Here is a 12,543-nt window from a genome sequence, read left to right as displayed (position 1 = left end):
CGCCTCAGGCGCGCGGCTCGCGCAGCCGGCGCCGCAATGTCAGCACCTCTGGCGGGATCACGCGCCGCTCCTGCCATACCCACGGCATGCCGCCCAGCATTTCGGCCACGCCGCGCCATCCCTGGCAGCGCCACAGCTGCGGCAAGGCCGCCGCGGTTTCTTCCAGCGCCATATGCCACGGCAAGCGCAGCCAGGCGGACCAGATGGCATTGCGCGCCAGCAGCGAGCGGCGCTGCGCAGGGTTGCGCAGCGGACTGGGATGGTGGTGCACCACCAGCTGCGGCGCATACACCAGCTGCCAGCCATGCGCGGCCAGATCCAGCGCCAGCAGCGTTTCCTCGCCGCCAAGGAAGAAGCGCGGATGGTAGCCGCCGGCCTGCCGGAACGCATCGGTGCGGAATGCGGTGGCGCCCGCCATCAGGCCCAGGATGGCGCGGCCGGGCAGCATGGCCGAGGGCAGGGGGCTGGCCGCCATGCGCGCGCAGGTCGGGTCTTCGCCGCGATGCTCGCCCACCAGGATGCGCGCCGTCAGCGCGCCAACGCGCGGATGGCGCTCGAACATCGCGCAGGCGGCCGACAGCGATCCCGGCGCCCACCAGCAATCGTCGTCGCAGAAGGCGACATAGCGGGTGCGGGCCCAGTCCGCGCCGAGGTTGCGGCCGGCCGCGCCGAGATTGCACGCGCTGCACAGCAGCGCCGCGTGCGGAAACTCGCGCCGCACCATGGCCGCGGTGCCATCGTCCGAGGCGTTGTCGACCACCGCGATGGGCGGGCGCTCGGGCAGCGCGCTCAGGCGCGCCAGCGCGGTGCGCACCGTATCGCGACGGTTATGCGTCAGCACCACGACGCTGATGTCGCAAGGGTCGGCGCGCGCGGATAGGCGGGCCGGGGGAGCGTTGGCTGGTATCGGCTTTGGGGTAGGCATGGCTCAGGCAGGGTCGGCGCCGGCCGGCTGCAGCATCCAGTAGCGCTCGGGCGCGCACAGGTCGCAGAGCTTGTCTTCGCTGAACAGCTGCAGCTGGCTCTGATAGGCGTTCAGCGCGTAGCTCTTTTGCGTCAGGTACTGCGTCACCGGCAGGTTGACCGGCGTGGCGCACAGGCCGCTGTCCCGGCATTGCGCCAGCCGTTGCTGCAGCAGGCCGGGCATGCGGCGGTAGATCGCGTCCTCGTAGTAGAGCCACTGCACGGGCGGTGTGCTCCACGCCGGACCGTGCGCGGGCGCGGCCAGCATCAGCAGCCGGCAGGCATCATGCACCAGCGCATGGTCGGAATGAAACAGCCCGAGGGGGGCCACCACCACGCCCTCGGTCTGCGTCAGCAGCACGGTGTGCAGGGCGTCGGCAAGCTGTTGAGGGGTGTAGCGGCGACCATACTGGCTGTCCCAGAAGTCCAGCCACACCGCGTGCGCGCCCAGCATGGTCAGCGCGTGGTTGTCCTCGCGCCGGCGCGACAGCACCGCCTGTTCGGCGCTGGCAAAGCCGGCGGCCTGGTCCCAGTCGGGGGCCGGCAGGTCCGCGGGCGGCACGCCCGCGAACACGGTCACCACGCGCGCCGCGCGCGCGGCCGCGATCAGCCCGCCGCAACTGAACACGGCATCGTCCAGGTGCGGCGAGACCACGGTTACCGCGGCGGCGAGATCGACCACCAGCGCCGTGCCCATGCCGCCCCCTCGCGCGCTCCGGCACGCCGTCAACTGAGCGCGGCACGCGCTTCGCGCGCGGTGGCCGACACCGGCACCACGTTGCCGGGCGCACCGGCGGCATGCGCCTGGGCGGCGAGCCGCGCGGCAAAATAATCCACGGTGCGGCGCAGGCCGTCTTCCAGCGCGGTGTGCGGCTCCCAGCCCAGCAACTGGCGCGCCAGCGTGATGTCGGGACAGCGCTGGTGCGGGTCGTCGGCCGGCAGCGGGCGCATCTCGATGGCCGACTGGGAACCGGTGGCGCGCAGCACCGCCTGCGCAATCTGCAGCATGGTGGTCTCGCACGGGTTGCCCAGGTTGACCGGCGTGCCGCTCGCTGGCGCTTCCATCAGACGGACCAGCGCGTCGACCATGTCGTCGACATAGCAGAAGGCACGAGTCTGTGCGCCGTCGCCGTACACGGTCAGCGGCTGCCCGGCCAGCGCCTGGGTGATGAAGTTCGATACCACCCGGCCGTCGGCGGGATGCATGCGCGGCCCGTAGGTGTTGAAGATGCGCGCAATGCGCACGTCCAGCCCGTGCTGGCGGTGGTAGTCCATGAACAGGGTCTCGGCGCAGCGCTTGCCTTCGTCGTAGCAGGAGCGGATGCCCACGGGATTGACGTGGCCCCAGTAGCCTTCCTGTTGCGGATGGTGCTCGGGGTCGCCATAGACTTCGCTGGTGGACGCTTGCAGGATGCGCGCCCTGAGCCGCTTGGCCAGTCCCAGCATGTTGATGGCGCCGTTGACGCTGGTCTTGGTGGTCTGCACCGGATCGTGCTGGTAGTGCACCGGCGAGGCCGGGCACGCCAGGTTGTAGATCTCGTCGACTTCCACGTACAGCGGGAAGGTGACGTCGTGGCGCAGCAGCTCGAAATTGGTCCGGCCGAGCAGGTGCGCGATGTTTTCCTTGGTGCCCGTGTAGAAGTTGTCCACGCACAGCACGTCCTGCCCGGCGCGCACCAGCCGCTCGCACAGGTGCGAGCCGAGGAATCCCGCGCCACCGGTCACCAGGATGCGCTTGCGATCGCTTTCCTTCATTTCCGCTCTCCTTCGATTGGCTTGCACTGGCTGGCTTGCATTTCCCGCCAGCCTCAGGCCGCGGCACGGCCGGCCGCTCCCTGCAGCGCCGGGGCGCCGGCACAGACGCGCGCATAGACCGCTTCCATCTGCCGGGCCACGCCGGCCCAGGTGAAATGCGCCTGCGCGCGGCGCCGGCCGGCTTCGCCCAACTGGCGCGCCAGGGCGGGATTCGCGGCCAGCTGCGCCAGCCGCGCCGCCAGCGCCGCCGGCGCCTTGGGCGGCACCAGGAAGCCGGTGTGCCCGTCCACCACCGTGGAGCGGATGCCGCCGACGTCGGCACCGATCACCGGTGCGCCGCACGCCATCGCCTCCACCGGCGTGATGCCGAAAGGCTCATACCACGGCGTGGTCACGAAGACATCCGCGGCGCTGTAGAACAGGCGCAGGGTGTCGCGCCCGCGCCGGCCGGTAAACACCACGCGGTCCGCCACGCCCTCGGCGCTGGCCACGTCCTGCAGCCGGCCGATCTCCGGCGTGGCTTGCACGCTGGGCTGCTCGGCGTTGCCACCCACCACGTACAAGGTGGCATCGAGGTCGGTGTCGCGGCGCAGGCAGCCCAGCGCGCGGATCACGTTGTCGATGCCCTTGCGCGGCACCAGCCGGCCCAGCTGCAGCACGCGGAACCCTGGCTGCGGCCAGCCCAGTGCGCGCCGCGCCGCGTCACGCGGCACCGGCGCGAACTCGGCGGCGTCGAAGCCGCACGGCACGGTCTGCACGCGCGCGGGGTCGGCGCTGTACAAATTGACGAGGTCGTCGAGGTCCTGCGGACATTCCGCCACCACGCAGTCGGCCTCGCGCACCAGCGTGTCCTCGATCTCGAAGCGCTCGTCGGGGAAGCCGTCGGTGCTGCCCTGGTGCAACCTGCGCACCTTGCCCAGCGCGTGGAAGGTCATCACCAGGGGGATGCCGAGCGCGTGGCGGGCGCGCAGCGCCGCCAGCCCGGACATGAAGAAGTTGGCATGGAGCACGTCGTAGCCGGTGACATCGCGCCGCACGAAGTCGGCCAGGAACGCGCCGAAGTCTTCCATATAGGGCAGCAGCTGTTCCTTCGGGATCTGCACCGGAGGCCCGGCGGTGACGTGGATCACGCGCACGTTGGGTGCGAACGCCACCACCTCGGGCAACAGCGCCTTATCGCGCCGCGTGAACACATCGACCTGGTAGCCGCGGCTGCCAAGCTGCCTTGCAAGATGCGCCACATAGATGTTCTGTCCGCCGCAGTCGGTGCTGCCGACACTGGCGAGTGGCGAGGCATGTTCGCTGATCAGCGCGATCTTGCGCATGGTGGGCTCCGGTATTTTGTGGCCGTGCCCGCGAACGCGGGCGGGCTGGGAGGTCGTGGCTCTTGCAGCTAGCGTGCCATCCGCAACTGCCGCAATTCAGGCGAAAAAATTCATTGGACGAGGGAACCGATGGAGAGGCGATATAACGCTTCTTTCGTCGTACGGGTTCCCGCATTGCGAAGAAGACGCACCCGCCCGTTCTCGGCCCGCTTTGGTCATTCTTACGCCGCCGCTTTGTAATTTGCGCGTACGGATCTTTCATTGGCGAGCGCATCCAGCGCAGGCTTGCAACCGGCCCGATGTTTGCTGGGTCGATGGCTCCGATGCAAGCCGCGCTGCACGCGATGCCGGCGCGGCGTGCGGTGCCAACCCTCGATGGAGCTGCCCATGCCACTCAACCCTGAAGCGGGCCAGGCGCCCCGCGCCTCCCATGCCGGCGCAAGCCGGTTCAGCGATCCTGCCGCGGCGCGGCGCGCGGTCGAACTGGCGTTGCCGATGCTGCAAGCTTCGCTGTGCGACCAGGCCGTCGGCGAAAGCGGCTGCATGCATGTGGTCGTGATGGATCCGACGCTGCAGCCCGGCGATTGCGCCTTCGAGGAAGCCATCCTCTATGAGCATTCGCTGCCGTCGCGCGAGGCCTGGGACGCGGACTACAGCCGCTATGCGCGCGCCAAGGCCAGCCTCAGCTGGCGCACCGGCATGGCCAGCGCGCAGGTCGTGCACTGCAGCCCGCACCGGCTGCGCAGCGATGACACGCTGCTTGGCGGGGCCGTGGTGGTGGACGGCATCGTGGTGGCGGTGAGCGGTGCCAACGCCTGGTACGACGAGGCCTTTGCCGGCTGCGTGGCGATGCTGCTGCGGGCCGTGGCGCAAGGCGCTTGCGTGCGAGCCCAGCCGCCCGGCTGATGGCGGCGCGCGCGGCTTCGCCTGACTGTTGGCACACATTTCGCACCGACAGCAAGCCTGCGCACGAAGAGATGCCTGCCCTGAACGCAGCATGCCGCCACCGCCAGGGCACCAGCGCTGATGTCCGTTTGTTGTCCGAATCACCGTCCACCACACACCCAAGGCCAAGGAACCCACCATGCAAACTTCGCATCCGCCCCGCCCTGCCGCGCACACCGAGGCCGCCATGCCGCTGCAGGGCCGCACTTTCCTGGTCAGTGGCGCGGGCAGGGGGCTGGGCGCCGCCATTTGCCGCACGCTGAGCGCGGCCGGCGCGGCCGTGATCGTGGCCGATATCGACGACCAACTGGCGCACGACAGCGCCGGCGGGCTGGCGGAAGCCGGCGCGCACGCGTGGCCGCTGCACCTGGATGTCGCCGATCCCGCTTCCGTGCGCGCCGCCTTCGAGGCGGTGCGTGCGCGCGGCGAGCGCCTCGACGGCATCGTCAACAACGCTGCCATTGACATCACGCTGCCGGTGGACGAGGTCGATGCCGAGACCTGGCGCAAAGTGCTGATGGTCAACCTGTACGGTCCGTACCTGATGGCGCATGCTGCCGTGCCGCTGCTGAAGGCGCAGGGCGGGGGGCACATCGTCAACATTGCCTCGACCGCGTCCAAGCGTGCGTGGCCCAATGCCTCGGCCTACCACGCCACCAAGTGGGGCCTGCTGGGCTTTTCGCATGCGCTGCATGCGGAGTTGCGGCCGCACGGTATCAAGGTGTCGGCGATCGTGGCGGGTGGCATGCGCACGCCGTTCCTGCTCGACCGCTTTCCGGATATCGACCAGGGCAACCTGCAGGATCCGGCCAACGTCGCCAACGCGGTGCGCTTCGTGCTGACGCAGCCGGAAGAGACCGTGATTCCCGAGGTGATGGTGTTGCCCATGAAGGAGACCTCCTGGCCATGAGCGCCGCGATCGTGCCCGGGCGCGCGCTCAGCGCCGCCGTGCTGCTCGACAAGGATGGCACGCTGCTGGACGACGTTCCCTACAACGTGGATCCGGCGCGCATGCGGCTGGCGCCCGGCGCCGGCGCCGCCCTGCGGCTGTTCGGCGGATTGGGCCTGCCTCTGGTGGTGGTGACGAACCAGCCCGGGGTGGCCCATGGCATGCACACCGAGGCGGATCTCGCGCCAGTGCGCGAGCGGCTGGCGGCCATGTTCGCCGAGCACGGTGCCGCGCTCGCCGGCTTCCTTTACTGCCCGCATCATCCCGCGGGGCAGGTGGTGTCCTATGCGCGCGCATGCCTGTGCCGCAAGCCGATGCCGGGACTGCTGCTGCAGGCCGCCACGGCCTTGCGGCTCGACCTGGCGCGCTCATGGATGATCGGCGACATCCTCAATGACGTCGAGGCCGGCAAGCGTGCGGGGTGCAGCACCGTGCTGGTCGATTGCGGCAACGAGACCGAATGGCAGATGTCGCCCGCGCGCCAGGCGGACTACGTGGTGCCCACGCTCGATGCCGCTGCGCGCATAGTCGTCGCCCGCACCCGCGCCGCGGCCCAACGCTACGCGGAGGCGCCATGAGCGGCTGGCAATCCGCGCGCAGCGTGCTGTGCGTGCGCCTGGACAATATGGGCGACGTGCTGATGAGCACGCCGGCCATGCAGGCACTGGCCGAGTCGCTGCCGGAACGGCGCCTGACGCTGCTGACCTCGCACAGCGCGGCGGGGCTGGCGCCGCACCTGCCGATGGTCAGCCGCGTTCTGCCCTGGGATGCGCCATGGGCCAGGCACGGCGAAGCCCATGCGGCGCCCGCGCCAGGCCCGCAGATTGCCGCGTGCGCACGCTGGCTGGCGCGCTTTCGCTTCGATGCGGCCGTGATCTTCACCGTCTACAGCCAGAGCCCGTTGCCGGCCGCGATCCTGTGCGCGCTCGCGGGCATTCCGCTGCGGCTGGCGTGCTGCCGCGAGAATCCGTACACGCTGCTGAGCGACTGGGTGCCGGATACCGAGCCGGGCACGCAGCCGGGACCGCGCCCGCGCCACGAGACGCAGCGCCAGCTGGACCTGGTCGCGCATGTCGGGGCGATCGCGCGCGATACGCGCCTGCGCTTCCGGGTGCTGGCGCCTGACCGCGCCGCGGTGGCCGCGCGCCTGGCTGCCATCCGCGCGGGCCGCAGCGGCCCCGTGGTGGTGGTGCATCCCGGCGCTAGCGCGCCGTCACGGCGCTGGCCCCCCGCGCGCTTTGCCCAGGTGGCGCACGCGCTCGCGGTAAAGGCCGGCGCGCACGTGCTGGTGACTGGCGATGCCGCCGAGCGCGACATCGTGCGCGCGGTATGCGCCGCCGCCGGCCACGCGCGCGTGGTGCCGCTGGCCGGCGCGTTGCGCCTGGGCGAGATGGGCGCGCTGCTGGAAGCGGCCGACCTGATGGTCTCGAACAACACCGGGCCGGTGCACCTGGCCGCCGCGCTGGGCACGCCGGTGGTAGACCTGTACGCGCTGACCAATCCGCAGCACACGCCGTGGCAGGTGCCGCACCGCACGCTCTTTGCCGACGTGCCGTGCCGCTATTGCTACAAGAGCCTGTGCCCGCAAGGACATCATCGCTGCCTCGAAGACGTGCCGGCCGCGCACGCGGTGCAGGCCGCGCTGGCGCTGCTGGGCGGCAATGCCGACGGCATGCCCGCGGTCGAGCTGCCGTGGCCCGGCGCCGGCATGCCGCACGCGGGCACCGCAGCGGCGCCGGCCCGCCCCGATACCGCGCCGGCGATTCCGGACGCCGGATCGACCAACCCTGTTCCTCACGACGAGGCCGCCCATGTACACCCTTGGCATTAACGCCGCCTACCATGATTCCGCCGCCTGCCTGGTGCGCGATGGCGAGGTCGTCGCCGCCGCGGAGGACGAGCGCTTCACGCATATCAAGCACGGCAAGCGCCCGGTTCCGTTCACGGCGTGGGAGTTGCCGTTCCACGCGATCGACTACTGCCTCGGCGAAGCCGGCATCGTGCTGCGCGACGTCGACCACGTCGCCTACTCGTACGATCCCGCGCTGATGCTCGGGGCGCGCCGGCATGACGCCACCGTGACGTTGCCACTGGAGCCGTCGGCACAGGGCGCGGCCACCGGGCACGAGTCGCCGTGGGATCCGCTGTTCCTTTCCTACGTGGTCAATGCGCCGCGGCAGCTGGCCAGCGGCGCGCCGCATCACCTGGCCGCGCGCTTTCGCGGCGTGACGCATGACGGGCCGTTCCGCTGGCATTTTGTCGAGCACCACATGGCGCATGAAGCCAGCGCCTTCCTGGCGGCGCCGTTCGCGCGCTGCGCGGTGCTGACCATGGACGGCCGCGGCGAGCGCGCCACCACCAGCTATGGCGTGTTCGACGGCAAGGACTATCGGCGCATCAAGCAGATCGACCTGCCGGACTCGCTAGGCCTGCTGTATGAGCGCGTCACCCGCCACCTCGGCTTCCTGCATTCGTCGGACGAGTACAAGGTGATGGCGTTGGCCTCATACGGCCAGCCGGCGCATCTGGGCGTGTTCCGCGACATGGTCCGGCGCGATGCCGAGGGCGGCTACCGCGTGGCGCATGCCGACCTGGCCGCCTTGCTCGGGCCGCCGCGCCAGCGCGGCGAGGCCTTCGGCGCCGCGCATTTCGATATCGCGCGCTCGCTGCAGGAGGTGCTGGAAGAAACCGTGGTCGGCATGACCACGTGGCTGGCAGAAACCACCGGCGAACGGCAGCTTGCCATGGCCGGCGGCGTGGCGCTGAACTGCGTGATGAACGCGCGCGTGCGCGACCGGAGCCCGTTCGACGAGGTCTGGGTGCAGCCGGCCGCCGGCGATGCCGGCACCGCGCTGGGCGCGGCACTGTGGACCGACTTCGTGCACAGGGGACGGCCGGCGCGGCACTGGTCGATGGAACATGCCTACCTCGGGCCGGCTTATGACGAGGACGAAATCGCGGCCTTCCTCGACTGGGCCAGGCTGCCTTACCGCCGGCTCAATGACCTCGCCGCAGAGACCGCCGAGCTGCTGGCGCAGAACAAGATCATCGGCTGGTTCCAGGGCCGCATGGAGTTCGGCCCGCGCGCGCTGGGCGCGCGCTCGATCCTGGCCTCGCCGATCGATCCCGGCATGCAGCAGCGGCTGAACCAGATCAAGGACCGCGAAGACTTCCGGCCGGTGGCGCCGGTGGTGATGCAGGAGCGCGCCCCGGACTGGTTCAGCGCGGCCAAGCCCGGCCGCGGCGAAGCGCCGTTCATGCTGTTTATCTACGACGTGCGACCCGAGCAGGCGCCGCGCATCCCCGCGGTCTGCCACGTCGACGGCACCGCGCGCGTGCAGACCGTGCGCCGCGAGCAGAATCCCGCCTACTACGACCTGCTGGCCGCGTTCGAGCGTCGCACCGGCGTGCCGATCCTGGTCAACACCTCGTTCAACACACGCGGCGAGCCCATCGTCTGCACGCCGCGCGATGCGGTGGAATGCTTCTGGACCTCGCCGCTGGACGCGCTGGTGATCGGCCCGTTCTTGCTGGAAAAGCCCGCCACCGGAGGCTCCCATGGACAGGGCTGAGCCATTGGTCTCGGTGGTGATTCCCACCTGGCGACGTCCGGCGCTGCTGGCGCGCTGCCTGCAGGCGCTGTGCGCGCAGCGCCTGCCCGCGTGCGCGTATGAAGTGATCGTCGCCGACGACGGCTGCGAGGCGCGCATTGAACGGCTGGTGGCGCTGATGGCCGCGCAGCATCCGCAGCATGCGCTACGCTATGTGCCGGTGCCGGGAACGCAGGGGCCCTCGGGCGCCCGCAACGCCGGCTGGCGCCGCGCGCGCGCGCCGGTGATCGCGTTCACCGACGACGACACCGTTCCGGATCCCGGCTGGCTCGAAGCGGGCTGCGCCGCGCTGGCGGACCAGCCGGAGTGCTGCGCGGTGGCGGGCACGGTGTTCGTGCCGCTGCCGCCCCGGCCCACCGACCACGAGCGCGATACCGGCGGCCTCGCGCACGCCGAGTTCGTCACCGCCAATTGCTTCGTCCGACGCGACGCGCTGCAGCGCATCGGCGGCTTCGACGAGCGCTTCACGCGCGCGTGGCGCGAGGATTCGGACCTGCAGTTCCGGCTGATCGAGCAGGTGTGCCCGGTCGGCCGTGCGCCGGCGGCCGTGGTGGCGCATCCGGTGCGGCCGGCCGCATGGGGCAGCAGCATGGCGGCGCAGGCCAAGGTGTACTTCGACGCGCTGCTGTACAAGAAGCACCCGCGCCTGTACCGGCAGCGCATCCGGCGCGTGCCGCCATGGCATTACTACCTGACGATGCTGGCGCTGCTGGCCGCGCCCACGGCGTGGCTGGCGGGCGCACCCGTGCTGGCCGCGGCGGCAGGCTTGCTATGGCTGGGGTTGACCACGGCATTCTGCGTACAGCGCCTGCGCGGCGCCGCGCTGACGCCGGCCCACGTCGCCGAGATGGCGGTCACCTCCATGCTGATCCCGCCGCTGTCGCTGTACTGGCGGCTGCGCGGCGCGCTGGCGTTCCGGGTGGTGTTCCTATGAGCGCCTGCGTCGAACCGGTCAAGGCCCTGCCGCTGTCACAGCCGCCGCAGCGGCGCCGCGCGGCGCCGGCGCGCGCGCGGCGCATCGCCGTGTTCCGCGCGCTGCAGCTGGGGGACATGCTGTGCGCGGTGCCGGCGCTGCGTGCCCTGCGCGCCGGCGAGCCCGAGGCCCGCATCACGCTGATCGGCTTGCCGTGGGCGCAGGAGTTCGTGTCCCGCTTCAGCGCGCTGGTGGATGACCTGATGGTCTTTCCCGGCGCCCCGGGCATGCCCGAGCAACCGTGCGCAGAGGCCGCGGCGGGCCCGTTCTACGCCGCTGCGCACGCCGCGCGCTTCGACCTGGCGATCCAGTTGCACGGCAGCGGCGCGCTGACCAACGACGTGGTGCAGCGGCTGGGCGCGAAGCGCATGGCCGGGTTCTGCCCCGATCCCGCCGCGGCGCGCTGCGATCGCGCCGGCGTGCTGGTGCCCTGGCCGCAGGGCAACGAGGTGGAGCGGCTGCTGGCGCTGATGCAGGTGCTGGGCTATCCGTGCGCGGACCGCAGCCTGGCGTTTCCGCTGCGTCCGATCGACCATGCCAGCTGGCGGCTGCTGGTGGCCGAGCACGGGCTGGTGGCGGGCGAATACGTTTGCCTGCACGCCGGCGCGCGCATGCTGTCGCGGCGCTGGCCAGTGGAGCGCTTTGCCGAGGCGGGCCGCGCGCTGCGGCGCCACTGGAAGGTGGTGTTGACTGGCAGCCGCGACGAGTCTGCGCTGGTGGCGCAGCTGGCGCGGCGCGTCGGCAAGCCGGTGGTCAACCTGTGCGGGCAGACCGCGCTGGGCACGCTGGCCGCGCTAATCCGCGATGCGCGGCTGCTGCTGTGCAACGATACCGGCGCCTCGCATATCGCCGCGGCGGTCGGCACGCCCAGCGTGGTGGTTTCCTGCGGCAGCGACAGCGCGCGCTGGGCACCGCTCGACACCACGCTGCACCGCGTGCTGGCCGACCAGCCGGCATGCCGTCCGTGCATGCACCAGCGCTGCCCGGTCGCGGGGCACCCGTGCGCGTCGAATATCAGCGTGGCATGCGTGGTCGAGGCCGCGCTGGCGCTGGCGCAGCAGGGGCGCGGCCATGGCTAGGCGGCTGCGCATCCTGACCTGGCACGTGCACGGGAACTACCTGTACTACCTGTCGCAGATCCCGCACGACCTGTACCTGGTTACGCGCGATGACGGCACGCCGGGCTATGCCGGCGCCGGGGGCGCGCTGCCGTGGGGCGCCAACGTGCACGAGGTGCCTTACGACGCCGTCCCGGCCGGCCGCTTTGATTGCGTGCTGTACCAGCATCGCGACCATTACGCGCACGACCGGGTCGCGCTGCTGAGTGCCGCGCAGCGCGCGCTGCCAGCGATCTACCTCGAGCACGACCCGCCCCAGGAACATCCGACCAACACGCGCCATCTGGTGCAGGACCCGTCGATGCTGCTGGTACACGTGACGCCGTTCAATGCGCTGATGTGGGACAGCGGCGTCACCCCGTGCCGCGTGATCGAGCACGGCGTGCTGGTCGACGAGGCGGTGCGCTACAGCGGTGAGCTGGCGCGCGGCATCAGCGTGGTCAACAACCTGTCGCGGCGCGGCCGTCGCCTTGGCGCCGACCTGTTCGCGCGGGTGCGCGAGCAGGTGCCGCTGGACCTGGTGGGCATGGCGGCGCAGCAGGCGGGCGGGCTGGGGGAGGTGCCCAACCCCGAACTGGCGGCGTTCATCGCGCGCTACCGCTTCTTCTTCAACCCGATCCGCTACACCAGCCTGGGGCTGGCGGTGGTGGAGGCAATGATGCTGGGCGTGCCGGTGGTAGGGCTGGCCACCACCGAGCTGGCGACGGTGATCCAGAGCGGCAACAACGGCTATGTCGATACGCGCCTCGATGTGCTGGTCAGCGTGATGCGCGAACTGCTCGACGATCCTGAACTGGCGCGGGTCTGGGGGGAGCGTGGCTGCCGGGTGGCGCGCGAGCGCTTCGGCATCGGCCGCTTCGTCGCGGAGTGGGACGAGACCTTGCGCGCGCTCTGCGCGTGAACC

General features: G+C 71.0%; 12 protein-coding genes. 8 read left to right on the top strand and 4 right to left on the bottom strand.

Going from position 1 to position 12,543, the window contains the following annotated elements; translation table 11 throughout:
* Positions 1-4: 4 nt before the first annotated feature.
* From E5S69_RS05730 to E5S69_RS05715, 4 genes are read right to left on the bottom strand one after another with little or no spacing between them, the layout of a single operon-like run.
* Positions 5-925 carry a glycosyltransferase family 2 protein gene (locus E5S69_RS05730; RefSeq protein ID WP_216621243.1) on the bottom strand — a complete coding sequence of 307 codons (921 nt, stop codon included), beginning with the start codon at positions 923-925 and terminating at the stop codon, positions 5-7.
* Between the two features lie 3 nt (positions 926-928).
* Positions 929-1,660, bottom strand: a complete 732-nt coding sequence (locus tag E5S69_RS05725; RefSeq protein WP_171514060.1) for a PIG-L deacetylase family protein — start codon at positions 1,658-1,660, stop codon at positions 929-931.
* Positions 1,661-1,689: 29 nt separating this feature from the next.
* On the bottom strand, positions 1,690-2,718 hold the full coding sequence (locus tag E5S69_RS05720) for a UDP-glucuronic acid decarboxylase family protein (RefSeq protein WP_171514059.1): 1,029 nt from the start codon (positions 2,716-2,718) through the stop codon (positions 1,690-1,692).
* Positions 2,719-2,771: 53 nt separating this feature from the next.
* On the bottom strand, positions 2,772-4,043 hold the full coding sequence (locus E5S69_RS05715; RefSeq protein ID WP_171514058.1) for a glycosyltransferase family 4 protein: 1,272 nt from the start codon (positions 4,041-4,043) through the stop codon (positions 2,772-2,774).
* Positions 4,044-4,430: 387 nt separating this feature from the next.
* Here E5S69_RS05715 and E5S69_RS05710 point away from each other — a divergent pair, with 387 nt between their 5' ends.
* The 8 genes from E5S69_RS05710 (at position 4,431) to E5S69_RS05675 (ending at position 12,540) form a co-directional block, all read left to right on the top strand.
* A complete protein-coding gene (locus E5S69_RS05710) occupies positions 4,431-4,949 on the top strand; it encodes a hypothetical protein (RefSeq protein WP_171514057.1) in 519 nt (172 codons plus the stop codon).
* Positions 4,950-5,127: 178 nt separating this feature from the next.
* The gene (locus tag E5S69_RS05705) at positions 5,128-5,898 is read left to right on the top strand and encodes an SDR family oxidoreductase (protein ID WP_236901235.1); all 771 of its coding nucleotides are present in this window, start codon (positions 5,128-5,130) and stop codon (positions 5,896-5,898) included.
* A complete protein-coding gene (locus tag E5S69_RS05700) occupies positions 5,895-6,515 on the top strand; it encodes a D-glycero-alpha-D-manno-heptose-1,7-bisphosphate 7-phosphatase (protein ID WP_171514056.1) in 621 nt (206 codons plus the stop codon). The genes E5S69_RS05705 and E5S69_RS05700 overlap by 4 nt, the downstream gene beginning before the upstream one ends.
* Positions 6,512-7,768: a glycosyltransferase family 9 protein gene (locus tag E5S69_RS05695; protein WP_171514055.1), complete on the top strand. Its 1,257-nt coding sequence runs from the start codon at positions 6,512-6,514 to the stop codon at positions 7,766-7,768. The genes E5S69_RS05700 and E5S69_RS05695 overlap by 4 nt, the downstream gene beginning before the upstream one ends.
* The gene (locus tag E5S69_RS05690; protein WP_171514054.1) at positions 7,749-9,509 is read left to right on the top strand and encodes a carbamoyltransferase family protein; all 1,761 of its coding nucleotides are present in this window, start codon (positions 7,749-7,751) and stop codon (positions 9,507-9,509) included. The genes E5S69_RS05695 and E5S69_RS05690 overlap by 20 nt, the downstream gene beginning before the upstream one ends.
* Positions 9,496-10,482, top strand: a complete 987-nt coding sequence (locus E5S69_RS05685; RefSeq protein WP_171514053.1) for a glycosyltransferase family 2 protein — start codon at positions 9,496-9,498, stop codon at positions 10,480-10,482. Before E5S69_RS05690 ends, E5S69_RS05685 begins: the two co-directional genes overlap by 14 nt.
* A 116-nt stretch (positions 10,483-10,598) precedes the next feature.
* Positions 10,599-11,600, top strand: coding sequence for a glycosyltransferase family 9 protein (locus E5S69_RS05680; RefSeq protein WP_236901246.1), 1,002 nt, complete (start codon positions 10,599-10,601; stop codon positions 11,598-11,600).
* Positions 11,593-12,540, top strand: a complete 948-nt coding sequence (locus E5S69_RS05675; protein ID WP_171514052.1) for a glycosyltransferase family 4 protein — start codon at positions 11,593-11,595, stop codon at positions 12,538-12,540. The genes E5S69_RS05680 and E5S69_RS05675 overlap by 8 nt, the downstream gene beginning before the upstream one ends.
* Positions 12,541-12,543: the final 3 nt, after the last annotated feature.

The organism is Cupriavidus necator, assembly GCF_013141915.1.
Taxonomy (GTDB): Bacteria; Pseudomonadota; Gammaproteobacteria; order Burkholderiales; family Burkholderiaceae; genus Cupriavidus; species Cupriavidus necator_B.
This window is presented reverse-complemented; position numbering and strand designations above follow the sequence as displayed.

Coding starts and splice junctions, on each gene's coding strand:
- E5S69_RS05730 (WP_216621243.1), bottom strand. CDS start 925: ATGCCTACCCCAAAGCCGATACCAGCCAACGCTCCCCCGGCCCGCCTA.
- E5S69_RS05725 (WP_171514060.1), bottom strand. CDS start 1,660: ATGGGCACGGCGCTGGTGGTCGATCTCGCCGCCGCGGTAACCGTGGTC.
- E5S69_RS05720 (WP_171514059.1), bottom strand. CDS start 2,718: ATGAAGGAAAGCGATCGCAAGCGCATCCTGGTGACCGGTGGCGCGGGA.
- E5S69_RS05715 (WP_171514058.1), bottom strand. CDS start 4,043: ATGCGCAAGATCGCGCTGATCAGCGAACATGCCTCGCCACTCGCCAGT.
- E5S69_RS05710 (WP_171514057.1), top strand. CDS start 4,431: ATGCCACTCAACCCTGAAGCGGGCCAGGCGCCCCGCGCCTCCCATGCC.
- E5S69_RS05705 (WP_236901235.1), top strand. CDS start 5,128: ATGCAAACTTCGCATCCGCCCCGCCCTGCCGCGCACACCGAGGCCGCC.
- E5S69_RS05700 (WP_171514056.1), top strand. CDS start 5,895: ATGAGCGCCGCGATCGTGCCCGGGCGCGCGCTCAGCGCCGCCGTGCTG.
- E5S69_RS05695 (WP_171514055.1), top strand. CDS start 6,512: ATGAGCGGCTGGCAATCCGCGCGCAGCGTGCTGTGCGTGCGCCTGGAC.
- E5S69_RS05690 (WP_171514054.1), top strand. CDS start 7,749: ATGTACACCCTTGGCATTAACGCCGCCTACCATGATTCCGCCGCCTGC.
- E5S69_RS05685 (WP_171514053.1), top strand. CDS start 9,496: ATGGACAGGGCTGAGCCATTGGTCTCGGTGGTGATTCCCACCTGGCGA.
- E5S69_RS05680 (WP_236901246.1), top strand. CDS start 10,599: ATGCTGTGCGCGGTGCCGGCGCTGCGTGCCCTGCGCGCCGGCGAGCCC.
- E5S69_RS05675 (WP_171514052.1), top strand. CDS start 11,593: ATGGCTAGGCGGCTGCGCATCCTGACCTGGCACGTGCACGGGAACTAC.